Source organism: Sphingobium sp. B10D7B (assembly GCF_025961955.1).
Classification (GTDB): domain Bacteria; phylum Pseudomonadota; class Alphaproteobacteria; order Sphingomonadales; family Sphingomonadaceae; genus Sphingobium.
This window is the reverse complement of record NZ_JAOQOQ010000001.1, coordinates 187,351-212,592: the sequence shown is the minus strand read 5'-3', so window position 1 is coordinate 212,592 and position 25,242 is coordinate 187,351. Positions and strand designations below refer to the sequence as shown.

The following is a 25,242-nucleotide window of genomic DNA, read 5'->3' as shown; positions in this document are numbered from 1 at the left end:
ACCTTCTCCGGGACTTTCCATGACGCATCAATTCCATCCGACCACGCTGCGCGAATATGACATTCGCGGCATCATCGACGAAACGCTGGGCGAGGCGGATGCCTATGCCATCGGCCGGGGCTTCGGCACGCGTGTCGCGCGGCTGGGCGGACGGGCCGTCGCGGTCGGCTATGACGGGCGCCTCTCCTCGCCGATGCTGGAAGAAGCGCTGGTGCGCGGCCTCAATGACAGCGGCATTCACGCGGTCCGCATCGGTCTCGGCCCGACGCCGATGCTCTATTATGCCGAGGCCGTGCTGGATGTGGACGGTGGCATCCAGATCACCGGCAGCCACAACCCGGCCAATTACAATGGCTTCAAGATGGTGCTCCAGAAAGGCCCCTTCTTCGGCAAGGACATCCAGAGTCTGGGCACGATGGCAGCGGCCGGTGATTGGGTCGAGGGCAGCGCCGGCAGCGAGCAGGTCGACATTCTCGACCGCTATGTCGCCCGGTTGATGGAAGGCTTTGACGGGCAGGCCTACAAGATCGGCTGGGATGCCGGCAACGGCGCCGCCGGCCCGGTGATCGACCGGCTGGTGAAGCTGCTGCCCGGCGAGCACCACACGCTGTTCACCGATGTCGACGGACATTTCCCGAATCACCACCCGGACCCCACCGAGGAGAAGAACCTCGTCGACCTGCGCGCGCTGGTCGCGGAGAAGGGCCTCGATTTCGGCCTCGCCTTCGACGGCGATGGCGACCGGATCGGCGCCATCGATGGCGAGGGGCGCATCATCTGGGGCGACCAGCTTCTTGCCATTCTCGCCGAACCGGTGCTCGCCGCTGAACCGGGCGCCACGATCATCGCCGATGTGAAGGCCAGCCAGGCGCTATTCGACCGGGTGGCGGAACTGGGCGGCAAGCCGCTGATGTGGAAGACCGGCCACAGCCTCGTCAAATCCAAGATGAAGGAAACGGGCAGCCCGCTTGCCGGCGAGATGAGCGGGCACATCTTCTTCAAGCACGAATATTATGGCTTCGACGACGCCCTGTACGCGGCCGTCCGCCTGATTCGCGCTGCCAGCACGCTGGGGCGCAGTGTCACGCAGCTGCGCGGCGCCATGCCGGCCATGGTCAACACGCCGGAGCTGCGTTTTCAGGTCGATGAGAGCCGCAAGTTCGCCGTGATCGAGGAAGTGCTGCGCCGACTCGCCGAATCCGGCGCGACGATCGACGCAACGGACGGCGCTCGCGTCACCACGCCGGACGGCTGGTGGCTGCTGCGTGCGTCCAACACACAGGACGTTCTGGTCGCCCGCGCCGAGGCGCGCGACGCCGACGCGCTGGACCGCCTGTTGGCGCAAGTCGATGAACAGCTTGCACTTTCTGGTCTGGAGCGTGGTCCCGCCGCCTGGCATTAACATCAACCAGATGCGTAGACTGAAGACATCGATTGCAAATTGTGCAATCAACACTCTTCATTTCGCAATTGCAGGGAATTCGTATGTAACGCATACAGTTCCTGCCTTTCAGGCATCCTCTCCTAAAACTTCCAGGCCGTCCTTCGGGGCGGCCTTTTTTTTGGCTTACCGCCCGACATCCGTCACGCAGCGAGGCGCGCCGAACCGGCTGCGCGGCCAGCCGCGAAACTCAGGCGGCGCCCATGCGTTTGATGGGTTTGGAAAATAGGAGAGAAACATGGGCAGCCTCTGGAGCCTCATGACCGTTGTCGGGCCAGTCCTGTTTGCCGCGGTGCTGGTCTACGCATTCTGGAGAAACAAGCGGGACACCAAACCGGGCGACGAAGCGCGGAGCGACCGCGCCGCGAAGGACCTGCGCGACAGTCTCGACCGTGAAGACAAGCGCCGAGATCGTAAGGAGCCCTATTCCACCCGGGCTTGAGTAAGCATGGCGGGGCATCCACATTGAAGGCATGGCCCCGCGCTCGCACATGACCCCATCTCTGCCGCCCCTCATCACCGGATGGTTCGACCGGCGGGGCTGGTCCGTCCGTCGCCATCAACAGGCGATGCTGGAGGCAGCGCAGGCGGGGCGCCATGCTCTACTCGTCGCGCCCACAGGAGCCGGCAAAACGCTCGCCGGCTTCCTGCCCACGCTAGCCGACCTCGCGGAGGCGCCGACTGAGGGTCTGCACAGCCTCTATATCTCCCCGCTGAAGGCACTGGCCGTGGATGTGCAGCGCAACCTGCTCACGCCGGTCAGCGAGATGGGCCTGCCCATCCGCATCGAGACGCGCAGTGGCGATACGCCTTCGGATCGCAAAGCCAGGCAGCGGGCCAAGCCGCCTCACATCCTGCTCACGACGCCCGAATCGCTCTCCCTGCTGCTGAGCTACCCGGACGCGGACCTGATCTTCGCGTCCCTTAAAACCGTCATCATCGATGAGATCCATGCCTTTGCGAGCGGCAAGCGCGGCGATCTGCTCGCCCTGTCCCTCGCTCGCCTGCAGAGCATCGCCCCCGGCCTGCGCCGCGTCGGCCTGTCGGCAACCGTAGGCGACCCCGATGCGTATCGACGGTGGCTGGCGCCCGCCGGCGCGCAGGCGGAAGTGGCGCTGGTCGAAGGCGAGCCGGGCGCCGCGCCGGACCTCACTATTCTCATGCCGCAGGACCGCGTGCCCTGGTCCGGCCACAGCGGCAAATATGCGGCGGGGCAGGTGATCGACATCATCCGCCAGCACCGCATGACGCTGGTGTTCTGCAACACGCGCGGTCTGGCTGAACTCATCTTTCAGGAATTGTGGGCGGAGAATGAGGATACCCTGCCCATCGGCATCCACCATGGCAGCCTCTCCCGCGAGGCGCGCCGCAAGGTGGAGGCCGCGATGGCGGCCGGCAAGCTGCGCGGCCTTGTTGCCACCGCCAGCCTCGATCTGGGCATCGATTGGGGCGACATCGACTGCGTGATCCAGATGGGCGCGCCGAAGGGCAGCTCGCGCCTGCTCCAGCGGATCGGCCGCGCCAATCACCGGATGGATGAGCCGAGCAAGGCGATCGTCATCCCCGGCAACCGCTTCGAATATCTCGAAGCGCAGGCCGCTTGGGACGCCGTGATGAGCGGGGAGCGCGATGCCGACGATTTTCGCCCCGGCGCGCGCGATGTGCTGGCCCAGCACATCATGGGGCTCGCCTGCGCCGGCCCGCTCGATCCTGCCGCGTTACTTGCCGAAATCCGCACCGCCACGCCTTATGATTGGCTGGACGCGGCCCAGCTTGAGGACATTCTCCAGTTCGTCTCCACCGGTGGCTATGCGCTGCGCGCCTATGACCGGTTCCAACGCCTCGTCCGCACGCCCGAAGGCCTCTGGCGCATTGCCCATCCTCGCCTTGCCCAGCAGCATCGGCTCAACGCCGGCATCATCGTCGACCAGCCGGCGCTCGACGTGCGCTTCAGCAACGGCCGCAAGCTCGGCACGGTGGAGGAGAGCTTTGCCGCGACGCTCAGCCCGGGCGATCGCTTCTTCTTCTCCGGCCTCTCGCTGGAGCTGGTCCGCCAGACCGAGGCCGAGTTGTTCGTCAAGGCGACATCGCAGCAGGCCCGCATTCCCAGCTGGGGTGGCACGCGCATGGCGATGTCGACGCATCTGGCCGGCCGCGTGCGCGCTTTCCTGGCCGATCCGACGCAATGGAACCGCTTTCCGCCCGATGTTCATGAATGGTTGGCGATGCAGGCGGTCCGCTCCGTTCTGCCGCAGCCCGAGCAGTTGCTGGTCGAGACCTTCCCGCATGAGGGGCTGCACCACATGGTGGTCTACAGTTTCGAGGGGTGGAATGCGCATCAGTCGCTCGGCATGCTGCTCACCCGCCGCATGGAAGAGCGCGGCCTCAAGCCCATCGGCTTCGTGTCCAACGATTATGCGCTGGCCGTCTACGGCCTGGAGCCCGTTACCGACCCCCGCCCGCTCTTTTCCGCCGACATTCTGGACCGTGAGTTCATCGCCTGGGTCGAGGAAAGCAGCCTGCTCAAGCGGGCCTTTCGGGACGTCGCGGTGATCTCCGGCCTTATCGAACGCCAGCAGCCGGGCGCGCGCAAGACCGGGCGGCAGGTCAGCTTCTCGACCGACCTCATCTATGATGTGCTGCGCCGCTACGAGCCGGAACATCTGCTGCTCAAGGCCGCCTGGGCCGATGCCCGCGCGCGCATGACTGACGTGGGGCGCCTTGGTGAGCTGATCGACCGGGCCAGCGCCACCATGCTGCACAAGCCGCTCGACCGGGTGAGCCCGCTGGCCGTGCCGGTGCTGATCATGATCGGGCGCGAGCATGTGGCCGGTCCGCAGACGGACGACAGCCTGCTCGCGGAGGCCGAATCGCTCGCCCGCATTGCCATGACGCCCGACGCGCCGCCCGGCTAGCATCGCCCGCCCCCGCCTCGATCCTTTTGGCGGGACCGCAAAACCGTGATAAGCTGCGCGTCTTGGGAGACCTTGGGGATGGTTTTCGGCTCGACGTTTCGGCTGACCCTGGCAAAGGCTGTAATCACGGCCGCTGCGGCGTTGACCGGGCCGTTCGGCATCGCCAGCCAGATCCCGAGCGCAAACGAGCATTTCGTCATCGCGCCGCGTGGTCCTGAGATACCGGTCGATCCCAGCACCTTCGACCTCAACGAGCCGGTCATGCCCATCGGTGGCGATCCGGGGATGCGGATGACCATGCCGGTGCGGATCGGCGAGCGCGGCCCTTATCCGTTCATGATCGACACCGGCTCCCAGCGCACCATCATCGCCACGGAGCTGGCAACGCGGCTGATGCTGCCCCAGCTCCAGCCGGTCGAGATCATCAGCATGGCTGGGCGCGTCACGGTCTCATCCGTTCAATTGAGCGATCTGCGCTTTGGCGACCATGCGGTCAGTTCGCTTGCCGCGCTCACTATCGCTCGCGCGGACATGGGCAGCCTGGGGATCATCGGACTGGATAGCCTCGCGGACAAGCGCCTCATCCTCGACTTCAACCAGCGCCGCATGGAAGTCAGCCGCAGCCGCCGCTCATCCGCCGTGCGTGACGAGAAGGACGCCATCGTGGTGCGAGCGCGCAGCCGCTATGGCCAGCTGATCCTGATGAACTCGCGGGTGGATGGGCGTAAGGTAGACGTGATTCTTGACACCGGCGCCGAGCAGAGCGTCGGCAATATGGCGCTGTTCCGCAGCCTCAAGGCCAAGCGGCTGGTGGTGCCGCCAACGCCCACTGTGCTGACCAGCGTCACCGGCGTCGACGTGCCGGCCCAGTTCGCCGTCGTCCGCCAACTCACCATCGGCGACGCGACGCTCGACAATGTGCCGATGCTGTTCCTGGATGCCGCGCCCTTTACCGAGCTTGGCCTGGGCGAGCGGCCAGCCATGCTGCTCGGCATGGGGATGCTGCGCCTGTTCGACCGGATCGCGATCGATTTCGGCCAGCGGCATGTCGATTTCCACCTCGCCGGCGGCGATGCCCGGCAACGGGGTAGGCTAGATTTCGCCGACACCGGCGCAACGGACGCAAGCGGTCGCTGAGTCGCGCTCATCCGCGCCTGCGGCAAGCGGTTGCCCGCAGGCCGGGCACAGCGCGGCGGGGACGACCCGCTCGCCATGGGTAATCCCGACGCGCTCATCGAACAGGAAGCAGGCGCCGTCCCACAGGCTGGCGGCCTCCTCGACCTCAGCGAGATAGGCGAGGATGCCGCCCTTGAGGTGATAGACCTCCTCGAAACCCTGCGCGCGGGCATAAGCCGTCGACTTCTCGCAGCGTATGCCGCCGGTGCAATACATGGCGATCCGGGGCTTGCGCCCTTCCGCGCGCCATTGCGCCGCCTGCGCATCGAACCAGTCCGGGAAGTCGCCGAAGCTCGCCGTCATGGGATCGACAGCGCCGGCGAACCGCCCCAGCGCCACCTCATAATCATTGCGGGTGTCGATGAGGATCGTGTCTGGATCGCTGATCAGCGCGTTCCACTGCGCCGGCGGCACATGCGTGCCCGCGCCCTGCGCCGCATCGACGCCGGGCCGGCCCATGGTCACGATCTCGGGCTTCACCTTCACTTTCCAGCGCGCGAACGGATGCCGCTCCGTGCAATGCAGGCGCGGCGCCAGCGGCGCGAAGCCCGGCTCGGCGCGCAGGCGCTCGAACAGCCGCTCCACCGCATCGGCCGACCCCGCGATGGTCCCGTTCATGCCCTCCTGCGCCAGGATGATGGAGCCGGAGAGGCCCAGCGTCCCGCCCAACGCGCGCAGGTCGGTCGCGAGCGCCTCCGGGTCGGGCAAGGGCGCGAAGCGGTAGAAGGCGGCGACGGTCAGCAGGGATGCGGGTTCGTGCGACATGGGCGCGCGCCTACACCAGCCGAGCTGGGAGAGCCAGAGCCTGCGGGCCATCGCAAAAGTTCCACTTTTGTTCAACTGCCCGATTGCGCCATGCCCGCTGCGACGGCATAGCAGGGCCATGAGGTCGTCCCCACTCATCGATCATCCCATGCCCCGCGCGGCAGGCTGTGGCCCGGCCTTCAGCTTTGCCGGCCAGAGCTGGCAGGCTTTGCCCCAAGGTGCCTTGTTCTGGCAGGAGCGGGCCGCGCTGATCGTTGCCGATCTTCATTTCGAGAAGGCCAGCGCCTTCGCCCGGCGCGGCCAGATGCTGCCGCCTTATGACAGCCGCGCCACGCTGGACGCGCTGGCGGGCGTGATCGCCCTCACCCAGCCGCGCGAGATCTGGTGCCTGGGGGACAGCTTCCACGATGGCGGCGCGCATGAGCGGATGAGCGGCGAGACGCGCGCGCGGATCGCGCAGCTGACGGCCACCTATCGCTGGACCTGGATCACCGGCAATCACGATCCCCTCGGCGCCTCGGGCGTTGATTCGCCCCTGGGGGGTGAAAATCGGGCAGAAGCGCTCGTCGATGGCGTCATATTGCGCCATGAAGCCATGCCCGGAGAGGTGCGACCGGAAATTTCCGGACATTTTCATCCCAAGTTGCGGATGAGCCTGCGCGGGCGACATATCTCGCGGCGATGCTTCGTGAAGGGCGGCAGCAAGATTATCGTACCCGCCTTCGGGGCGTTCACCGGCGGCCTTGACGCAGCGTCACCGGCAATCGCCTCTCTTGTCGGCCGGAACAGCGAAGCGCTTATCGCGTTGGAGGATCGGCTGCTGCGTTTCGCTCTTTGGCGATAAGCGGCCTCCGCCGACTGTAACCCTTATGCAACAAACCGCTAAATCCCGGAAATGAGGGAGTTGCGCCCCATGGCTATTGGCATATGCTCTCGAATAACCGGCACAAATGCCGGACCGGACAAACGTGCAGGAGAGCGAATGATGCCCAAGCCATCCCTCATTGCGTCTGCCAGTGTTGCCGCACTGCTATGCGCCCTTGCGACCCCCGCCTTTGCTCAGGACGCCAGCGATGCGACCGCGCAGAGCGGCGATGAGAGCAATATGGGCGAAATCATCGTCACCGCCACGCGGCGCGCCAGCCCGCTGTCGGATGTGCCGATCGCCGTCTCAGCCGTGACCGCCCAATCGCTGCAGAACAGCGGCGCGAACGACATTCGCCAGCTCAACCAGCTTGCGCCCTCGCTGCTCGTCTCCTCCACCGGATCGGAAGCCAATGGCGCCGCGCGCATCCGTGGTGTCGGCACGGTGGGCGACAATCCGGGTCTGGAAAGCTCCGTCGCGGTGTTCATCGACGGCGTGTATCGCTCCCGCACAGGCGCGGGCTTGACCGATCTCGGCGAGATCGAGCGCGTCGAAGTGCTGCGCGGCCCGCAAGGCACGCTGTTCGGGCGCAATGCCTCAGCCGGCCTGCTCAACATCGTCAGCAAGGCGCCGGAATTCCAATGGGGCGGCAGCGCGGAAGCCAGCTTCGGCAATTATGAAGCGTGGCGGCTCGCCGGGCGGATCACTGGTCCGCTGAGCGAGACGATCGCCGCCAGCATCGACGGCGTCTATTCGCGGCGCGACGGGTTCCTCAATATCGTGGACAGCTCGGGCGCTAAGATCGGCGATACCAATGATCGCAACCGCTATTTCCTGCGCGGGCAGCTGCTCTTAGAGCCCTCCGATGCCCTCTCAGTCCGCCTGATCGGCGACTATACCAACCGCGATGAAAGCTGCTGCGGCGCCGTCTATATCGACACCGGCGAGGAAGTGGGCAGCTCGCCCACCAATTACACGCAGAACGCCACCAACCGCATCGTCACGATCCTGAGCGCGCTCGGCACGCGCTTCCCCAATGGCCCCACGCCCTATGCCCAGAACCCCTATCAGCGGAACATCAGCATCACGCCGGGCCGGGACTATGTGAGCAAGCTGGAGGACTGGGGTCTCTCGGGCGAGATCAATTATGATTTCGGCAATGCCAAGCTGACCAGCATCACTGCCTATCGCGACTACAAGTCATCCGACTATGGCGATTATGATTATTCCACCGCCGACCTGCTCTATCGCGACCCCGGCACCTTCCGCCAGTTCCGCACCTTCACGCAGGAATTGCGTCTGCAGGGCTCGGCGCTGGGCGGCATGCTCGACTGGCTGGTGGGCGGCTATTACGCCAATGAGAAGCTGACACTGCGCGACAATATCCGCTTCGGTGCTGATTATGGCCGCTTCGCAGCCTGCCGCCTGATGGCCGGCACCGGCGCCGCCAGCAACCTCTCACCCGCCCAGCTGAGCCTGTGCGCCGCGCCGATCGACGGCAACGCGCTCACGCCGGACGTCGGCAACCTGATCAGCGCGACGCAAGCCAGTCTGAATGCTGGCCTCTATGCCTCCATCTACGCCCGGGCGATCGGCCAGGGCGCCTCGCCGACGGTGGCCAATGCGACGGCAACAGCGCAGGCGGGCGCGATCTCGGGCGGCCTCGGCACCGGCCTCACCGCGCTGGCGACCGTCCCCAACGGCGCTGGCGATACCGACAGCCGCTATTATCAGCGCAGCGAGAACTGGGCGCTGTTCACCCACAACATCATTCACCTCACCGATGCGCTCGATCTGACCCTGGGCGTGCGCTACACGCGCGAGACCAAGCGCTTCTCGGGCGATCTCAACAATAACAATGCGACCTGTGCCGCGTTACAGGCCTCCGCCCTGCCGGGCATCGCGACCAATCCGGCGCTCGGCTCGGCCGCGCAACTGGCCGGCGGCATCCTGACGCTCGGCTGCCTGGGCAATGCCAGCACCGGCCTCAACGCGCTCGACCTGCAGGACCGGCAGACCGAGGGCAAATTCTCCGGAACTGCCGTGCTCTCTTACAAGGTCGGCGGCGGCCTGATGGTCTATGGCGGCTATTCGCGCGGCTATAAGGCGGGCGGTTACAATCTGGACCGGTTCGAGTTGGGCAATACCGGGGTCGGCACCGGCATCGCGCCGATCACCTATTTCTCGCCGCGCAGCAATGCCGATGCGGCGAGCCTCGCCTTCGGCGCGGAGACGGTGGACGCTTACGAGATCGGCCTCAAATATGCGCGCCGCGAATGGGGCTTCAACCTCGCCGCCTTCCGGCAGGAGTTCAGCAACTTCCAGCTCAACACCTTCAATGGCACCAGCTTTGTCGTCCAGAACATCAATGGCTGCGATGGCGCCAAGGCCGCGAACGGCACCTGCGCCGAGACCAAGCCCGGCCTCATCAGCCAGGGCGTCGAGATCGAGGCCTATGTCCAGCCGGTTCGCTCGCTGCGGGCCACGGCGGGCGTGACCTATACCCGCGCCAAGTTTGCCGACCAGCTCGTCGGCAATGCGGATGGCTCGGTGCCGCTAGATCCCGCGCTGTTCCTGCTGGAAGGGCAGGATAACAGCAACGCGCCGCGTTGGGTGGCGACCAGCAGCATTGCCTGGACACCGGAGTTGGGCGGCGGCTTCAGCGGCCTCGTCTATGTCGATAACCGGATCACCGGCGACTATAACACCGGCTCGGACCTCTATCCCGAGAAGGCGCAGGACGGCTACATCGTCACCAATGCCCGCATCGGCCTGCGCGGTCCGGGACAGGCCTGGGCCATCGAGCTGTGGGCGCAGAATCTGTTCGACAGCGATTACAGCCAGGTCGCCTTCAACAGCCCGCTGCAAAGCTCCAGCCCCAATCACCAGTCGCGCGCGCAACTGGGTCGGTTCGGCGCCATGTCGAACCAGCTCTTCTCGGCCTATCTCGCCGAGCCGCGCACTTATGGCATCACGGTGCGCAGCCGCTTCTGAGCGGGCATAGCCAGGACGACGGAAGGGCGCGGTGCGAGCCGCGCCCTTCGACGTTTTTCACAGATCAAGAACGCGGCCGCTCAGGCGGTATAGCGATGCAAGCCCCGTCCCTCGGCGCGCAGCCAGGCGCGAGCCGCATCCGGACAGACCGGCGAAATCGCGCGCACCAGCGCATGGAATTCGGGGCCGTGGTGCATATGCTCCAGATGCGCGACCTCGTGCGCCACGGTGGCCAGCCGCACATGCGCGGGCGCCAGAATGAGCCGCCAGCTGTAGCGGATGTTGCCATCCACCGAGCAACTGCCCCAGCGCGCGCGGGGATCGCCAATCGCCACCTGACGCAGCGGCAGGCCGTGCCGGGTCGCGAGGGCCTGCGTTTCGGTCGTCAGTGCCGTGCGCGCCTGCGTTTTGAGCCAGCGCAGCGCCCGTGCACCCGCCAGATCGACCGGTCCGCCCACCAGTAGCTCGCCTTGCTCTGCCCGCACCTGCCGGGTACGCGCGCCGGTCGCAACGATGCGCAGCGGCGTGCCTTCAAAGGGCACGAGCGCGCCATCGGCCAGCGTGACAAGCCCGCCATTGCGGCCCCGCTGCCCCTCGATCCACTCCCCTTGTGCCCGGACCCAGTCCAAGGCGCGCGGCAGGGAGGCACGCGGGGGAATGGTCAGCAGGGCACGATCGCCCAGCTCATCGAACCGCAGCTTCATCCGCCGCGCTCGCCCGTGGCGCATTACGACGACGGAGAGCGCCGCCCCGTCCGCCAGCGTGAGCCTGTGCTCAGAGCGCGCGGTCGACAATGTGATTTTCCAGATCGCCCGCGATCGTCTCGGAGATCGTCCAGCCGCGAATGCTCTGGCCGGCGCGATGCACCGCCTCGCGATCCCCGCAGATCAGATAATGCCATTCGGGCAAGGGCTCGTCATGGGCGCGCAGGCGATAGGCGCAGGTCTGTGGGAGCCATTCGATCTCCTGCAGATTTGCCCGGCTCAGCCGCAGGCAATCGGGCACGAACGCGCGGCGCTGGCGGTAATTGCTGCACTGGGCGGTGTTCCGATCCAGCAGCCGGCAGGCGACGTTGGTCGGGTAGATCCGCCCGGTGTCGGCATCCTCCACTTTGTGCAGGCAGCATTTGCCGCAACCATCGCACAGCGCCTCCCACTGCGCGCGATCAAGCGTTTCGAGAGGCTGTTCCCAGAAGCTCATCGGACATAGTGGACGAGGAAATCGTGCACGCCCTTGGCCACCGTCTCATCCGCGGAAGCCAGTTCCTCGACCGGCACAAGCGCGATGGGCTTGCCATCCGGCCCGAACAGGAACGGCGTGCGGGTGTGGTTGACAAGATAATCCTGCTTGGCGGCCTGATCGCCCTCCTTGCTGGCGACTACCACGAAGTCCGTCTTCACCTTCTCGATCTGCTCGGGCGTGCCCGTGAGGCCGATGAGCCGGGGATGGAAATGCGCGACATAGCCTTTCACCACATCGACGGTGTCACGCTCGGGATCGACGGTGATGAAGATCGGCTGGATCTTGGCCGCAACCTCGGGATGGTCCTTCTCCAGCATCCGGTAGCCGAGCATGATTCGGTTGAGGTCGAGCGGGCACACGTCCGGGCAGAAGGTGTAGCCGAAATAGACGAGGCGATATTTACCCTGGAAATCCGCCCAGCGCACGCTCTTGCCATTCTGGTCGGTCAGCGTGAAATCGCCACCGATCCGGGCGCCGACGAGGTTGCCCTCGGCAGGAAGCGACTCATTGCCGCCGGCCTGGTTGCCGCCGCTCTGGCCCTGGCAGGCGGCCAGCGCCAAGCCGATGGAAAGCGCGAGGATTTTTTTGCAGGCTTTATTCATGACAGGGCCAGCCATGCCCTGCTATTGGAGCCAAGGCAACTGCTTGAAACGAACGCAAGGCGAAGGGGGCACAGGGTGAAGATCGAACGGCGCAGGGGAATGTTGGTCCGCATGGGCAGCCCACTGGCGCTCGCGCTGGCGCCGCTGATCGGCGCGGTGACGGCACAGCCCGCCATGGCGCAATTCTCCGACAGCTACCGCTTCCTCGAGGCGGTGCGCAAAGGCGATACCGCCAAGATTGCCGAAGTGCTCGAAACCCCCGGCGTCACCCCGATCAACACCAAGGATCGCACCAGCGGCGAGACCGCATTGCTGATCGTGGTCGGCCAGCGCAGCGTAATGATGACCAATTATCTGCTCTCCAAGGGCGCGCGCGCGGACCTGACCGACAATAACGGCCGCACGCCCCTGATGCTCGCCGTGGAACGCCGCTTCGTGGAAGGCGCGCAGCTGCTGCTCGCCCACAAGGCCGATCCCAACCAAACCAACAGCAGCGGCGAAACCCCGCTGATCCGCGCGGTGCAGATGCGCGACATGGAGATGGTGCGGCTGCTCGTCACCAACGGTGCGGACCCGCTGCGCCGCGATCGCCTAGCCGGCATGTCGGCGCTCGATTACGCAAAGGCCGGCGCGCCGATGAGCGGCCTGATCGATCTGCTCAACAGCGCGGAAAAGCCCAAGGTCAGCGGCGCCGTGCAAGGCCCGCGCCTCTAGGCCACCGCCTGACGCTCACAGGACAAGCTGCCTGGCCCGGCCCGCATCGCAAGCGGGACCGGATCGACAGGCGGTGGGGATATTACGCCATATCGGATGCTTCACCGCACGGCTTTGGCCGCGCGACGCGGCCGCGCGCATCCCGTCCGCAGATCAAGTGCTATTGCATCCATTTCGGATCGGCGGGACCTTCCGCCCAAGTCCAGATTTGATAATTGATGGTTAATGAAACGATAATTTGAGCAGCATCCGTCACACTCCAAATCATGACGGGACTGTTCAAGATTAGAATGATCATCAACGGGGACAAAATCGATGAACTGGTCTGTATTCGACGAATATGGCTGCAGAAAATATTTGAACCGATCCGAAATGAGCTGCTTCCTCGATAGTGCAAAGACTGCCCCGCCTTCCGTCCATGCCTTCTGCCGCTTGCTCGCCGAAACCGGATGCCGCATTTCGGAGGCGCTCTGCCTGACCCTTGGGCGGATCGACCCCGCCGCCTGTGTCGTCATCTTCGAAAGCCTCAAGAAGCGGAAGAGAGGCATTTTCCGCCGCGTGCCGATCTCGTCGGGGCTGGTGCGCCTGCTCACCGATATTGCCGGCAATGATCGCGCCGCCCCCCTCTGGCGCTGGTCCCGCACCACCGCCTGGCGCCACGTCCACGAGCATATGGACCGGACGCATATCAGAGGCCCGCAAGCCTGCCCGCGCGGCCTGCGACATGGCTTTGCCGTCGCCGCGCTCGGAGCTGGCGCGCCGCTCAATCTCGTGCAGTCATGGCTCGGCCACGCCAATATCGAAACCACGAGCATCTATGCGGTAGCGGTCGGCCCCGAGGAGCGTGAGATCGTCGAGCGAATCTGGAGCCGCATCCGCGCCGGCGACCTCGCGCAGCGCCGCGTCCCATCCGCCAACCACCGCAGTGCCGGATCGGTAGCAGCCCGGCGCAATGCCAGCCCTGCCGCAACCGAGCATTATTTCTTCTGATCACCACAATCTTAGCCCCTCCTCGTCAGAGGAGGGGTTGGAGGTGGTGCGGCAACCACCCCGTCATGCACCTTCCGCGCGATGCATCTCCCCTCAGGACGGACTCTTGATCCGCCCCAGGCTCGTCTCCTCAAGGGCGAGGCGGGAGATGACATCCTTGATCAGCGCCGCACAATCGGCCGGCACGCAATAGCCGCGCCGATAGAAGGAGACGATCGGGTCCGGCATATTCTTGTTGCGAAACGCCTTGCGCAGCTCGGACACGAACACCTTGATCGAGCTTTCCGCAAATCCCAGGCTCGCCCGCAGTTCGTGCGGCGCGTGGAACACGTCCGGATTAGCCATCAGCCACAGGAGCAGGCGCACGGCGCTGGGGCTGCGCAGGTTCATATGGGCCTGCAGCATACGCAGGATTTGCGTGTCGCCCTGACGCGCGGAACGGCGGGCATCGCCTTCTCCCGTCCGGCTGTCGATCAGGTCGGCCGCAGAGGCATGCTCCATCTTCTCGATGGCTTCCGCCAGCGCGCGCGACCAGATCAGCCGCGCATAGGCCGATTCCATCGTCCCCAGCCGCCGCACCATCAGCGCGATTCCGGCGGCCGATCGCGGTACGGCGGCCCCTACGCTCTCGAAGTCACTATCGAATATGGTCATAACCCTGCCCCCAGCATGAAGCGCGAGGCCGCTCCATTCGTCTCCCCGGTTTCAACTCTTCGCGGGTCATGCCCCCCCGGCCGCGAAGTCGGTCCACATGCGGCGATAAGCGTCTTCCAACTCGCGCGTGTATCGATCGATGTCGCCGGCCGGCGATGCGGCAAAGCGCGTGCGCAGGCTGCGCTTTTCCTCCAGCAGCGCGGCGCGATCCGAGGCCAGGGCGACGGCGATCTCCACGAACGCATCCTCGTCCTGCGCCACCCATTCGGGCCGGCCGATGGCGCTCATCAGCCCCGCGCCCATGCGCTGCACGAAGCTCTCGCCCGCCAGCGTGATGACGGGCGTGCCCATCCACAGCGCCTGACAGCTCGTCGTGCCGCCATTATACGGGAAGCAGTCCAGCGCGATGTCGATGTCGGCATATTCGGCCATCATCTCATCGAGGCTCGATGGACCGCGAAACTCCAGCCGGTCAGCGGCAACGCCCGCGTCCACGAACTCGCCTACGCCGCACGCGAAGCGCCCGAGACCTACACCTTCTGTATGGTGCTCGCCGTGACGGGATGCCGGATCTCCGAGGCCCTGGCGCTTAGACTCAGGAGCATCGATCTGCGCTCGCAATGCATCATCATCGAAAGCCTCAAGAAACGGAAAAGGGGCATTTACCGCGCCGTTCCGGCCCCGCTGGATCTGGTGAAGCTGATCCACAAGGTGCATGGCCGAGGCAATGACGCGGACGACAGTCTGCTATGGACGTGGTCGAGAATGACAGCATGGCGAAAGGTCAACGCGGTCATGCAGGCGGTCGGCATCAAGGGAATGCAGGCGACGGCCAAGGGTTTTCGACACGGATTTGGCGTATCGGCGATCCACTCAGGCGTGCCATTGAACATGGTGCAGAAGTGGATGGGGCACACAGACATCAGCACCACCGCCATCTACACAGGCGCCGTTGGGCGGGAGGAACTGGAGATTGCGAGCCGCATGTGGGGAAGCAGGCCAGGCCAGCAGAGTCGGCGCCAGATCGGCCTGAAGGGGGTGACGGGCACGCTCGGAAATGCATTGCAGTCGTAAATGCGAAGAAGGTTAAGGGCGTTTGCGCTCTTGGCCTTCTCCTTGCTGCTCAAGGCAAGAACGAGAAATATTCTATATTTTTCACATTGTAAGACAGCGCGGATGGCTGTTGGCTCGGGTCTGATCGAGGCTAAAAGCAGATCGACAATTAAATAATTTAATGGATATCGTTGAAGCTGTTGCCAGAAGATACAGTATTCAGTATTTTGTAACGTATGAATCCATTCATTTTCAATGCCTTACCCGCTTTATGTTGTCATCACCCGACTTGAGACCGGCACGGTGCGACCCAGCAATGCTGCGCTGCAAGAAACCCTTAACGACCGACAGATTTGGGGCCTGACACGGCTCAAATGAACCCTGCCTGTCCCGCATGTCGATCGCCGTATTTAGCAAGCATGTCGTATACACGAGACTCCTAGCAAATCGTAAATTTTTGAGTAAAATTAAATAGAATTAATTATAGGTTAAATATTGCGTATTAACTACTATTGTTGCCCGTTTTAAACGTTTGCCTTCTCAACCATCAATTTCCTTTCCTTCCAATTTTCCCTTACGACAACGGCCGGTTTGTCGCATATCCTGCTTATGTGAGAGTGCAACTAACTCCAAGCTCTTCTCGCTGGTCATTCTCCCAGCGAGACGTGACCGCTCCCGAAAGTGGACAGAGGCCCCTGGGCGCTGTTACGAAGATGACGACGCGGAAGGGGCGAATGCCTTGAACCGCTGGCGCCGGACTGATCTTCCCCAAGCTCGATGGCCCTGAACGGCCCTGCGGGCGTCGGGTCCCGTCTCCGCTAGCCCTTTGGGGCTAACCCGCTTCAACGCTCTGCAGAGACGGACAAAAAGAAATTGATCCCGCTTCCGCATCTGCTATCGGTTTCGTTGATTACTCAACGAGGAGCGGATGACTGACACCGAAGTTCTAATTATCGGCGCTGGGCCCGTGGGGCTGCTGCTCGCGCTGGACCTGGCGTCACGGGGAATCCGAGTTGTCGTTGCGGAGATGCGCCCCGCCGGTCAACCACCCAGCGTGAAGTGCAACCATGTGTCCTCGCGCACGATGGAGACGCTGCGCCGCCTCGGCCTGTCGCGGGAGGTGCGCGCGGTCGGCCTGCCGCACGGTTACCCCAATGACATCGTGTTCCGCACGCGGATGACCGGCACCGAACTCGCGCGCATCCCCATCCCGTCGCGGCGCAACCGCTATCAGGACAGCAGCGGCCCGGATGGCTGGTGGCCCACCCCCGAACCGCCGCATCGGGTCAATCAGATCTTCTTCGAACCGATCTTCTTTGCCCATGCTGCGCAGCACCCGAACATCACGCTGCTCAACGAGACCCGGTTCGACAGCGTGCAGGACGAGGGGGGAAGCGTGCGCGCGCTGCTGACCGACCTCCCGAGCGGTGCGTCCCGAGAAATCCGCTGCCGCTACATGGTCGGCTGCGACGGCGGCAGTTCCGCCGTGCGCAAGCAGATCGGCGGAAAGCTAGAGGGCGATGCCGTCGTCCAGCGCGTGCAATCCACCCTGATCGACGCGCCCGATCTTCTCGATGCCCTCGGCAGTGGTCCGGCGTGGATGAACTATAATTACAATCCCGATCGCGCCGGGACCGTGCTCGCCATTGATGGCGAGCGGCGGTGGCTCGTCCACAATTATCTGCGGCCCGATGAGGAGACGTTCGAGGAGGTCGACCGGGATCGGTGCATTCGGCGCATCCTGGGCGTCGGGCCGGACTTCCCTTTCACGCAACTCTCCAACGAGGACTGGATCGGCCGGCGACTGGTCGCCAACCGCTTCCGCCAAGGCCGTGTCTTCATCGCCGGCGATGCCGCGCATTTGTGGGTGCCTTATGCCGGCTATGGCATGAACGCTGGCATTGCCGATGCCATGGACCTCTCCTGGATGCTCGCCGCCACCTTGCAGGGCTGGGCGCCCGAGGGAATCCTCGACGCCTATGTCGCCGAGCGCAAGCCCATCACCGAACAGGTTTCGCGCTTTGCGATGGGTCATGCCAGCGGCGCCATCAAGGAGCGCAACACCTTGCCGCCGGAGATCGAGGACGACACGCCCGAAGGCGACGCAGCGCGCCGGGCCGTGGGCGCGGCTGCCTATGCGCTCAATGTCCAGCAATATGCCTGCGCCGGGCTGAACTACGGCTATTTCTACGATGCTTCGCCGATCATCGCTTATGATGGCGAGGACGCGCCAGCCTACACCATGCACGATTATACGCCGTCGACCGCACCGGGGTGCCGCGTGCCGCATTTCTTCCTCGCGGACGGGCGCTCGCTCTACGACCTCTGCGGGCCGGGCTATACGCTGATCTGCATGGAAGACGAGGGTGAGGCCCCGCCGGACGTCGAGCCGCTGGTTGCAGCGGCGCGGGCTTGCGGGATGCCGCTCACGGTCCTCACCGTGGATCGCGCGCTCGATAATGTGCCGGAGGTTTACCAGCACCGCCTGCTGCTGGCCCGGCCGGACGGCCATGTCGCTTGGCGCGGCGATGCCATCGATGATGCAGCGGCGCTCGTGGATCTGCTGCGCGGCGCACGAATGGCAGCTGAAGTGCGACCTTAAGGGGTCGCACTGTCGTCCGCCTGCTCTATAAGTTGATCTATCAACACAAGCCGCAAGGACATCCATGACTGACGATCCCCTCGCCCTTCGCTACGATCATGTCTTCGACATCCGCATCAATTTCGACAAGCGCTGGGCGACTGGCGCCATCCATGCGGGCGGCCCCAATCACGGCTACACGTCCGTAGGCGAAGGCAGCACCGTCGAGGGGCCGCGCCTCAATGGCAAGCTGGTCGATTATAGCGGCGCAGACTGGCCGGTGGTCCGCACCGACAAGGTGGTGGAGCTCAATGCCCATTATATGATCGAGGCGGATGACGGCGCGCTGATCTATATCCGCAACCTTGGCTATGTGCACGGTCCGCTGGACTTGCCGGACGGCACCAAGACATCGTCCTATTTCCGCTGCACGCCCTATTTCCGCGCGCCGGACGGGCCGCATGGCTGGCTCAACCGCACCGTGATCGTCGGCGTCGGGCAGCGTCGCCCGAAACTGACGCCCGACGACGCGCCGGACCATTCGCTGTTCCGCTATTACGCGATCATTTAACCGCGTCGGTCGCCACCGGTTGCGAAAGCACGACCAGCTGCTCGCCGATCTTGGCGAGCAGCTGGTTGAGCGTCTCGCACTCCTTGTCGGAGAGTTTCGCGGTCAGCAGTTCGTGGAAGGCTTTCCGTTCGGCCAGCGCCGCGCGGTATCGCTCCAGCCCCACGGGAGTCATCTTGAGAATGGGCGCCCGCCGATCATGGGGGTTCTCCATGCGCAGCGTATAGCCCTTCTCTTCGAGGGTGCTGACGGCGCGGCTGACTTCAGCCCGGTCGACCCAGGCCATCTCGGCCACCTGCCGCACCGTTCCACCCTTGTGCATCGTGGCGAGCCGCGCCATCACCCGCCATTCCGCATAGGTGATGTCCTCCATCTCCGCGAGATTGCGAATGGTCAGCCGATCCATGATCTTGGCGATCAGCGTCATCCGGAACGTCGGATAGTTCAGCTCATCAAGGTTCCACCCGGGGAGCTGGACCTCGTCCGCCGCGCCTGCTTTACGACCGCTCACCTTGGACTGCACTTTCTCATCGCTCATCATTCAAATCGCTGCCCCCTTGCCCGGCCCACGCCCCAGCGGTCAAGCTGCGGGCGCCCCCCAAGCCACGTCGCGAAACTCTACCACTGCAACAATTGCGCGCCAAAAGCAATTCATTGAGTCATCAACAGTCTTGCGTCGCCGACTGGCCGGTCTATACCGTCTGCGCGCCGGCAAGCGCCCTTCGTTCCACCCCCTATTGCGCAGGCCCCATGACCGACGACGCCTCGACACCTCCACAGCAGCGACATTATGGCCCTGGCTATCGCGCCATGCTGCTGGCGCTGATCATGCTGGTCGCCGCCTTCGCCTATATCGACCGGGTGATCGTGCAGACGCTGGGCCAGCCGATCAAGGAGGATCTTGGCCTCACCGATTTCCAGCTCGGGCTGCTGGGCGGGCTCGGTTTTGCCATCCTCTATTCCACGCTGGGCTTGCCGATCGCGCGCCTTGCGGAACGACGCGACCGGATCACGATCATTTCCGTCTCGGTGGGGCTGTTCTCGCTGATGAGCGCGCTGTGCGGGCTATCCGCGAATTTCTGGCAGCTCTTCCTGTGCCGGATCGGCGTCGGCATCGGCGAGGCAGGCGTGCAGGCACCCAGCACGTCGCTCATCGGCGATCATTTCCCACCGCATCAGCGCGGCTTTGCAATCACCATGATGCGGCTGGGCTCCCCGCTCGGCTCGTTCATCGGTGCGCTGGCGGCGGTGTGGATCGCCAAGGACCATGGCTGGCGGACCGCGATGATCGCGGTATGTGGTCCCGGCCTCGTCGTCGCGCTGCTGTTCCGCCTGTTGCTGCGCGATCCGCCCAGAGGCCTCAGCGATGGCCTGAGCAACGGCGCCCCGCCGACCAGCAAGGCCGCGACGCCACCCCCGCCCATGCGGGAGGTCATGAGCATGATGGCGCGCAAGGCGGTGTTCCGCAATCTGCTCATCGGCCTCGCCCTCTCCAGCATGGCGCTCTACGCTGGCGGCGCTTTCACGGCGCCGTTCTTCATGCGCGTCCATGATCTCTCGATCACGCAGGCCGGCGTCTATGTGGCGATCATCTCGTCCACGGCGGCCACGGCCGGCATGGTGCTGGGCGGCGTCGGGATCGACTTCATCGCCCGGCGCGGACAGCATTGGTATGCGCTGCTGCCCTTTTGCGGCATCGCTACCAGCGTGCCGCTCTATCTGATCGGCTATTCGCTGGGCAGCCCGCTGCCGGCGCTCGTCTGCCTGACCGTGGCCGGCGTCTTCCTGTTCTTCTATTCGGTGCCGACCTTGGTCGCCCTGCAGAACCTCGTCGCGCCCAACGCGCGGACGACGGCGGCCTTCATCTACTTCTTCATCGCCACGCTGGTCGGCGTTGGCCTCGGCCCGCCGATCATCGGCCTGGCGAGCGACATCTTCGCCGGTCTCGCAATGCCCGGCTTCAAGAGCGTCTGCACGGATGCCCGCCTCACCGGCGCCTGCGCGACAGCCTCGGCCTGGGGTGTGCGCCACGCCCTGCTGGCCAGCATCGCGCTCTATGCGCTGGCTGCCTTCCATTATTGGCGCGCGGCCTGCGCGCTCAAGCGGGACGCCAGCCTATCGGCCTAATCGGACGTAGCCCTAAATCCTGAACCGAGCGCAATTCTCCTTTTCTTCCGGCAAGGGATTGCATCGCCCGAACAATCGACATAGTTGCGACTTACTCGCATTATCGATTCATTCAGGGGGCTTTCTTGTCTTTTCTCCGATCCGTTCTGCTCGCGTCCGTGGCGCTGTCCGCTGCCCCTGCCATGGCCCAGATGGAAGGCGCCCCGGCGGAGGCTGGCGCGGATGGGGAAGACACGATCATCGTGACGGGCCGCGTCCAGCGCCTGTACCGGGCGGATGAGACGACAGTCGGCAAGGCCGCCGAAGACCCCATGAATATCCCGCAGGCCGTGCAGGTCATCAAGTCCGAGCTGTTTGCCGATCAGGGCGCGCGCGATGCGACCGACATCTATCGCAACATCTCCGGCGTGAGCGCCTTCAGCTATGCCGGCGTCACCTTCCGCGGCTTCCGTCAGGACCAGTCCTTCTACGATGGGCAGCGCGGCAACCCGTTCATCGGCTTTTCCGTGCCGCAATTGTTCAACATCGAGCGGGTGGAAGTGCTCAAGGGGCCATCCGGCCTGTTCTTCGGCCCGGGCTCCCCGGGCGGCATCATCAACTATGTCTCCAAGACACCGTCCGACAAGCGCGGGCTGCGTATGGTCGTGACCGGCGGCAATTACGACCGCGTCGGCATCTCCGCCGAGGCAACCGGGCCGATCGATGCCGAGGGCATCGTCACCTATCGCGTGGGTGGCTTCTATGAGTCCATGGACCCTTACCGGCTCAACACTCAGAACAAGGCGCGCATCGCCGATGCCGGCATCGCCATCAAGACCAATGAAGGCGGCAAGCTAACGCTGCAGGCGACCATCTATGACAATGAGCTGCGCGCCAATCGCCTACGCGGCGTGCTCGTCGATGATGCCGGCAATTTCCTCACCGACATTCGCTGGAACGCCAATGAGCCGACCGACTTCCTGCACCTGACGAGCGAAGCCTATCAGGCGCGCTATCAAACCGCGATCGGCGAGCGCGTGACCTTCGATGCCGCCGTGCGTTACTTCACCGCGCGCGAGGTCCAGCAATATCATGAGCCGCGTGGGCTGGATCCCAACAATTCCGATCTTGTCCGCCGTGAGTTCCGCGACCAGATCCGCCCGGTCGACGGCCTGTCCTTCATGACCAACGCCACCGCGCGCGTGGAGCTGTTCGGTGTGGAGCACAAGTTCCAGGCTGGAGCGGACTGGTATGACGAGACGAATATTCTCGATTCGCGCATCCTGCGTACCGGGGTCAGCTCGCTCAGCCTCTCCAACCCGGTCTACGGTGCAGGCAAGGGGGACGCCGCCCGCGCCGCACTGCTTGATTTCGACACAAGCGACACGCGCTCGAAACGGCGCGGCGCCTATCTGCAGGACCAGATCAGCCTCACCGATGCGCTGCTGCTGGTCGGCGGGATGCGCTACGACTGGTTCCAGGACAAGGTGACGACCAGCACCGGCGGCACCGTCAGCAGTCGATCATCCTACACCGATAATGATGTCAGCTTCCGCACCGGTCTGATTTTCAAACCCCGACCGGACGTTTCGACCTATGTAAGCTGGTCGCAGAGCTTCGAGCCGCAGAGCGCCGCCAGTCAGGACGCCAATGCGGGCGGCCCCTTCGCGCCGGTGACTGGCAATCAAATCGAAGGCGGTATCAAGACCGAGCTGCTCGACGGGCGCATTCAGGCGAATGCCGCTGTGTATCGGATCGTGCGGCGGAACATCCTGCAGGTCGATACCACCCGCGCGCCAGTCAACGGTGTCGATCAGTTGGCGCCCATCGGCGAAGTGACCAGCAAGGGGTTCGAGATCGACCTCGCCACAGACATCACGCCCAACTGGGTGTTGCTCGTCAACTATGGCTATAACGACGCCCGCATCACCGACACGGCCCCCGGCCAAGCCATTACCAATGCCGTCGGTGACCGGTTCGCCAATGCCCCGCGCCACAAGGTCGGTTTCTGGACGCGCTATCAGCTGCCCGTCATCGACACCGCTTTCGCCTTCGGCGGCGAGCATGTCTCGCGCCGCATCAGCCTATCCGGGCAGACGGTGAAGCCCTACACGATCTTCGACGCCTCGATCACCAAGGGGCTGGGCTTTGCCGAGGTGCTGCTCCGGGTGGATAACATCTTCGACACGGTCTACGCCGCCTCGGGCTTCAGCGCGCAGAGCGGGCACTTCCCCGGTGAGCCGCGCACCTTCCTCGCCGAGTTGCGGTTCAAGTTCTAAGTCCCTCGATGAAACCCGCCCGGCAACCCAAACCCCGCTCGATCTGGTGGCGTGTCCATAGCTGGGCGGGGTTGAAGCTATCGATTTTCCTGACCTTCATTCTCGCGACCGGCACGCTGGCGGTGGTCGCGCATGAGATCGACTGGCTGGTGACTCCAGCCATGCGCGTCACCCAGCAGGATGGGCCCATAGCAAGCTGGGGCGCGATTGCGCAGGCGGCCGCCCGCGCGGACCCGCAGGGGCGGCTGCAGATGGTCCACGCCCCACTCGATCCCTGGTTCGCCGCGGAGGCGTGGGTGGACATGGGCAAGGGTTCGCCCCGCCGCGTCTATGTCGATCCCTGGGAAGCGCAGGTGACCGGCACCCATGGCTGGGCCAATGTCCACCGCTTCCTACGGCAGGTGCATCGCCACCTCATGCTGCCGACCAAGATCGGCATTCCCATCGTCAGCGCGCTCTCGCTGCTGCTACTGGCATCGCTCGTCACGGGTATCGTGACGTACAAGAAATGGTGGCGCGGCTTCTTCCGCGCGCCAAGACGCGGGGACTCACGACGCTTCCATGGCGACCTGCACCGCCTTGCCGGCCTGTGGTGCCTGTGGTTCGTCGCGCTCATCACGTTGACCGGGCTCTGGTATCTGGTCGAAACGCTCGGCGGTCGGGCGCCGGTGCCGGAGCTGCCCGAGATCGCCGCCGCCACTGCGCCGCCGCCGACCGGCGCCGCGCTGGATCGGCTGGTCGCGGTCGCCCATGCGGCAAAGCCGACTCTCTCGATCAGGGAAATCCGCTTCACCCCGGACAATGGCGTCATCTTGCTCGGGCAGGATCAGGCCTGGCTGGTGCGGAACCGCGCCAATGGCGTCGCCGTCGATCCCTCCACCGGCCGCGTGACCGCCCTGCTGGATGGGCGCGACCTCAACGCCCATCAGCGTATCTCGGAAATGGCTGACCCGCTCCACTTCGGCGACCTCGGCGGCCTGCCGACCAAGATCGTCTGGTTCCTGTTCGGCGTGCTGATGACCGGCCTCTCGGTCACCGGGACAATGATCTACGCCCGCCGGCTGCAGAAGGCCGACGGCATGGAGGGCGGGGCCCTGCGCGCGGCCTGGGCCGGCATGGGCGTCTGGGCCTATATAGCCACCGCGCTCATCCTGCTGGCGCTAGTGCTGACGCCCGGAGCAATCGGCGGCGCAAGCTGAAGACGACCTGCATTGCCTAACAATTTTATGTAGCCAATGCCCGCCCCGCGCGGCACTGTGCGCCCTATGACGATCGTGAGAACAAGGGCGTTGCGGGTGAAGGCTGTTCGGAAAATCATCCTCTCGGGCATGATGGCTTTGGCGGGCGTCGCTGGCCTCAGCGCCTGCGCGACCAGTGGCCTGCCAAAGGCAGTGTCGAACGAGACGCCGCTGGGCTCCGGCCCATTTCCGGTGATCCCGTCCACCGATGCGCGCCTGCCCGATCACACGATCTATGATCCCCTGCGTGGACGCACGCTGCCGAACCAGAAGCTCCCTATTGTGGTGTGGGGCGTTGGCGGCTGTCTGGACAAGGGCACGTGGTTCCGTTGGTTCCTCAGCGAGATCGCCTCTCACGGCTATCTTGTGGTCTCGAACGGCAAGATCGGCGCGCTGGAGGATCAAAGCTGGCGGCCCGAGCCTGCCCCCAACCAGGGGCCGCCCGATCCGGCGACGGCACCGCCCGCCCCGACATCGGCCCGGCAGCTGATTGCCGCCATCGACTGGGCCATCGCCGAGAACAGCCGCGCCGGCAGCCCCTATCAGGGCCGCATCGACACGGCGAACATCGCAGTGATGGGCATGTCCTGCGGCGGCGTGCAGGCGATCGAGGCGGGCGCCGACAGGCGCGTGACCACCACCGTCGTGTGGAATATGGGCCTGTTCCCTGACGAGTCCGGCCTCAATGCCACCGCCGGCGGCAAGGCGCTGGTCAAGGCCGACCTGGCGAAGCTGCACGGTGCGGTCGCCTATATCAGCGGCGATGAGATGGATGTCGCCTTCCCCAACGCCAATGACGACTTCGCCCATCTGCCGAACATTCCTGCCCTGCGCGCCTATCGCAAGCAGACCCCGCATGAGGGCACCTATTGGGAGAAAAATGGCGGCGAATTCGGCAAGGTCGCCGTCGCCTGGCTGGACTGGCGCCTCAAGGGGGATCCACAAGCGCGCGCGATGTTCGTCGGCGCCGATTGCGGTCTGTGCCGCAACCCGCGCTGGGTCGTGCGGCAGAAGAACCTGCAATAGCGCCGGCGCCCGCTTGCGACGGTCACCAGACTT

General features: G+C 64.7%; 22 protein-coding genes. 15 read left to right on the top strand and 7 right to left on the bottom strand.

Annotated elements, in window-relative coordinates; all coding sequences use genetic code 11:
• Positions 1–19: 19 nt before the first annotated feature.
• The 4 genes from pgmG to M2331_RS00965 all read left to right on the top strand — a co-directional run bounded on the left by pgmG (position 20) and on the right by M2331_RS00965 (position 5,493).
• Complete coding sequence (gene pgmG, locus M2331_RS00980; protein WP_181558563.1) at positions 20–1,402, top strand: phosphoglucomutase/phosphomannomutase PgmG; 1,383 nt, start codon at positions 20–22, stop codon at positions 1,400–1,402.
• A gap of 277 nt (positions 1,403–1,679) precedes the next feature.
• A complete protein-coding gene (locus tag M2331_RS00975) occupies positions 1,680–1,883 on the top strand; it encodes a hypothetical protein (RefSeq protein WP_181558562.1) in 204 nt (67 codons plus the stop codon).
• A 49-nt stretch (positions 1,884–1,932) separates the two neighbouring features.
• Positions 1,933–4,356: a ligase-associated DNA damage response DEXH box helicase gene (locus M2331_RS00970; protein ID WP_181558561.1), complete on the top strand. Its 2,424-nt coding sequence runs from the start codon at positions 1,933–1,935 to the stop codon at positions 4,354–4,356.
• Between the two features lie 78 nt (positions 4,357–4,434).
• Positions 4,435–5,493, top strand: coding sequence for a retroviral-like aspartic protease family protein (locus M2331_RS00965; protein WP_181558560.1), 1,059 nt, complete (start codon positions 4,435–4,437; stop codon positions 5,491–5,493).
• On the opposite strand, the gene M2331_RS00960 is transcribed toward M2331_RS00965, so the two are convergent.
• Positions 5,449–6,297, bottom strand: a complete 849-nt coding sequence (locus M2331_RS00960) for a rhodanese-related sulfurtransferase (RefSeq protein ID WP_181558559.1) — start codon at positions 6,295–6,297, stop codon at positions 5,449–5,451. The genes M2331_RS00965 and M2331_RS00960 overlap by 45 nt on opposite strands.
• Before the next feature lie 118 nt (positions 6,298–6,415).
• Here M2331_RS00960 and pdeM point away from each other — a divergent pair, with 118 nt between their 5' ends.
• Positions 6,416–7,141: a ligase-associated DNA damage response endonuclease PdeM gene (gene pdeM / locus M2331_RS00955; RefSeq protein ID WP_413716062.1), complete on the top strand. Its 726-nt coding sequence runs from the start codon at positions 6,416–6,418 to the stop codon at positions 7,139–7,141.
• A 138-nt stretch (positions 7,142–7,279) separates the two neighbouring features.
• Positions 7,280–10,156 (top strand): TonB-dependent receptor, encoded by a 2,877-nt coding sequence (locus M2331_RS00950; protein ID WP_181558558.1) that lies wholly within the window; start codon positions 7,280–7,282, stop codon positions 10,154–10,156.
• A gap of 80 nt (positions 10,157–10,236) precedes the next feature.
• Here M2331_RS00950 and M2331_RS00945 read toward each other — a convergent pair whose 3' ends face one another.
• Genes M2331_RS00945 through M2331_RS00935 form a run of 3 tightly spaced genes read right to left on the bottom strand, consistent with a single transcriptional unit; the run spans position 10,237 to position 12,000 of the window.
• Positions 10,237–10,950 carry a M48 family metallopeptidase gene (locus M2331_RS00945; RefSeq protein ID WP_181558557.1) on the bottom strand — a complete coding sequence of 238 codons (714 nt, stop codon included), beginning with the start codon at positions 10,948–10,950 and terminating at the stop codon, positions 10,237–10,239.
• Positions 10,931–11,356 carry a YcgN family cysteine cluster protein gene (locus M2331_RS00940; protein WP_181558556.1) on the bottom strand — a complete coding sequence of 142 codons (426 nt, stop codon included), beginning with the start codon at positions 11,354–11,356 and terminating at the stop codon, positions 10,931–10,933. Before M2331_RS00940 ends, M2331_RS00945 begins: the two co-directional genes overlap by 20 nt.
• Complete coding sequence (locus tag M2331_RS00935; RefSeq protein WP_413716061.1) at positions 11,353–12,000, bottom strand: SCO family protein; 648 nt, start codon at positions 11,998–12,000, stop codon at positions 11,353–11,355. Before M2331_RS00935 ends, M2331_RS00940 begins: the two co-directional genes overlap by 4 nt.
• Before the next feature lie 111 nt (positions 12,001–12,111).
• On the opposite strand from M2331_RS00935, the gene M2331_RS00930 reads away from it, so the two are divergent.
• Complete coding sequence (locus M2331_RS00930) at positions 12,112–12,714, top strand: ankyrin repeat domain-containing protein (protein ID WP_264571918.1); 603 nt, start codon at positions 12,112–12,114, stop codon at positions 12,712–12,714.
• 315 nt (positions 12,715–13,029) lie between these two features.
• Entirely contained in the window at positions 13,030–13,704 is a 675-nt protein-coding gene (locus M2331_RS00925; RefSeq protein ID WP_181558554.1) for a tyrosine-type recombinase/integrase, read from the top strand.
• 93 nt (positions 13,705–13,797) lie between these two features.
• Here the strand turns inward: M2331_RS00925 and M2331_RS00920 are convergent, their stop codons facing one another.
• Positions 13,798–14,358: a helix-turn-helix domain-containing protein gene (locus tag M2331_RS00920; protein WP_181558553.1), complete on the bottom strand. Its 561-nt coding sequence runs from the start codon at positions 14,356–14,358 to the stop codon at positions 13,798–13,800.
• A gap of 66 nt (positions 14,359–14,424) precedes the next feature.
• Positions 14,425–14,853: a hypothetical protein gene (locus M2331_RS00915; protein ID WP_181558552.1), complete on the bottom strand. Its 429-nt coding sequence runs from the start codon at positions 14,851–14,853 to the stop codon at positions 14,425–14,427.
• Between M2331_RS00915 and M2331_RS00910 the strand changes: the two genes are divergently transcribed.
• The 3 genes from M2331_RS00910 to M2331_RS00900 all read left to right on the top strand — a co-directional run bounded on the left by M2331_RS00910 (position 14,740) and on the right by M2331_RS00900 (position 18,563).
• Complete coding sequence (locus M2331_RS00910; protein ID WP_264592431.1) at positions 14,740–15,432, top strand: tyrosine-type recombinase/integrase; 693 nt, start codon at positions 14,740–14,742, stop codon at positions 15,430–15,432. The two genes, M2331_RS00915 and M2331_RS00910, sit on opposite strands and share 114 nt — an antisense overlap.
• 907 nt (positions 15,433–16,339) lie before the next feature.
• Positions 16,340–18,013: an FAD-dependent oxidoreductase gene (locus M2331_RS00905; RefSeq protein WP_181558550.1), complete on the top strand. Its 1,674-nt coding sequence runs from the start codon at positions 16,340–16,342 to the stop codon at positions 18,011–18,013.
• 64 nt (positions 18,014–18,077) lie between these two features.
• Complete coding sequence (locus M2331_RS00900) at positions 18,078–18,563, top strand: DUF3237 domain-containing protein (protein WP_181558549.1); 486 nt, start codon at positions 18,078–18,080, stop codon at positions 18,561–18,563.
• Here the strand turns inward: M2331_RS00900 and M2331_RS00895 are convergent.
• Positions 18,556–19,083, bottom strand: coding sequence for a MarR family winged helix-turn-helix transcriptional regulator (locus M2331_RS00895; RefSeq protein WP_264592239.1), 528 nt, complete (start codon positions 19,081–19,083; stop codon positions 18,556–18,558). The two genes, M2331_RS00900 and M2331_RS00895, sit on opposite strands and share 8 nt — an antisense overlap.
• A 227-nt stretch (positions 19,084–19,310) precedes the next feature.
• On the opposite strand from M2331_RS00895, the gene M2331_RS00890 reads away from it, so the two are divergent.
• The 4 genes from M2331_RS00890 (at position 19,311) to M2331_RS00875 (ending at position 25,209) form a co-directional block, all read left to right on the top strand.
• On the top strand, positions 19,311–20,687 hold the full coding sequence (locus M2331_RS00890) for a spinster family MFS transporter (protein WP_181558547.1): 1,377 nt from the start codon (positions 19,311–19,313) through the stop codon (positions 20,685–20,687).
• A gap of 125 nt (positions 20,688–20,812) precedes the next feature.
• Positions 20,813–22,945 (top strand): TonB-dependent siderophore receptor, encoded by a 2,133-nt coding sequence (locus tag M2331_RS00885; protein WP_181558546.1) that lies wholly within the window; start codon positions 20,813–20,815, stop codon positions 22,943–22,945.
• 8 nt (positions 22,946–22,953) lie between these two features.
• The gene (locus M2331_RS00880) at positions 22,954–24,144 is read left to right on the top strand and encodes a PepSY-associated TM helix domain-containing protein (protein ID WP_181558545.1); all 1,191 of its coding nucleotides are present in this window, start codon (positions 22,954–22,956) and stop codon (positions 24,142–24,144) included.
• A gap of 66 nt (positions 24,145–24,210) precedes the next feature.
• The gene (locus M2331_RS00875) at positions 24,211–25,209 is read left to right on the top strand and encodes a hypothetical protein (protein WP_220128486.1); all 999 of its coding nucleotides are present in this window, start codon (positions 24,211–24,213) and stop codon (positions 25,207–25,209) included.
• Positions 25,210–25,242: the final 33 nt, after the last annotated feature.

Coding starts and splice junctions, on each gene's coding strand:
- M2331_RS00960 (WP_181558559.1), bottom strand. CDS start 6,297: ATGTCGCACGAACCCGCATCCCTGCTGACCGTCGCCGCCTTCTACCGC.
- M2331_RS00890 (WP_181558547.1), top strand. CDS start 19,311: ATGACCGACGACGCCTCGACACCTCCACAGCAGCGACATTATGGCCCT.
- M2331_RS00935 (WP_413716061.1), bottom strand. CDS start 12,000: ATGAATAAAGCCTGCAAAAAAATCCTCGCGCTTTCCATCGGCTTGGCG.
- M2331_RS00880 (WP_181558545.1), top strand. CDS start 22,954: ATGAAACCCGCCCGGCAACCCAAACCCCGCTCGATCTGGTGGCGTGTC.
- M2331_RS00920 (WP_181558553.1), bottom strand. CDS start 14,358: ATGACCATATTCGATAGTGACTTCGAGAGCGTAGGGGCCGCCGTACCG.
- M2331_RS00950 (WP_181558558.1), top strand. CDS start 7,280: ATGATGCCCAAGCCATCCCTCATTGCGTCTGCCAGTGTTGCCGCACTG.
- M2331_RS00940 (WP_181558556.1), bottom strand. CDS start 11,356: ATGAGCTTCTGGGAACAGCCTCTCGAAACGCTTGATCGCGCGCAGTGG.
- M2331_RS00875 (WP_220128486.1), top strand. CDS start 24,211: ATGACGATCGTGAGAACAAGGGCGTTGCGGGTGAAGGCTGTTCGGAAA.
- M2331_RS00970 (WP_181558561.1), top strand. CDS start 1,933: ATGACCCCATCTCTGCCGCCCCTCATCACCGGATGGTTCGACCGGCGG.
- M2331_RS00900 (WP_181558549.1), top strand. CDS start 18,078: ATGACTGACGATCCCCTCGCCCTTCGCTACGATCATGTCTTCGACATC.
- M2331_RS00925 (WP_181558554.1), top strand. CDS start 13,030: ATGAACTGGTCTGTATTCGACGAATATGGCTGCAGAAAATATTTGAAC.
- M2331_RS00975 (WP_181558562.1), top strand. CDS start 1,680: ATGGGCAGCCTCTGGAGCCTCATGACCGTTGTCGGGCCAGTCCTGTTT.
- pdeM (WP_413716062.1), top strand. CDS start 6,416: ATGAGGTCGTCCCCACTCATCGATCATCCCATGCCCCGCGCGGCAGGC.
- M2331_RS00905 (WP_181558550.1), top strand. CDS start 16,340: ATGACTGACACCGAAGTTCTAATTATCGGCGCTGGGCCCGTGGGGCTG.
- M2331_RS00930 (WP_264571918.1), top strand. CDS start 12,112: ATGGGCAGCCCACTGGCGCTCGCGCTGGCGCCGCTGATCGGCGCGGTG.
- M2331_RS00965 (WP_181558560.1), top strand. CDS start 4,435: ATGGTTTTCGGCTCGACGTTTCGGCTGACCCTGGCAAAGGCTGTAATC.
- pgmG (WP_181558563.1), top strand. CDS start 20: ATGACGCATCAATTCCATCCGACCACGCTGCGCGAATATGACATTCGC.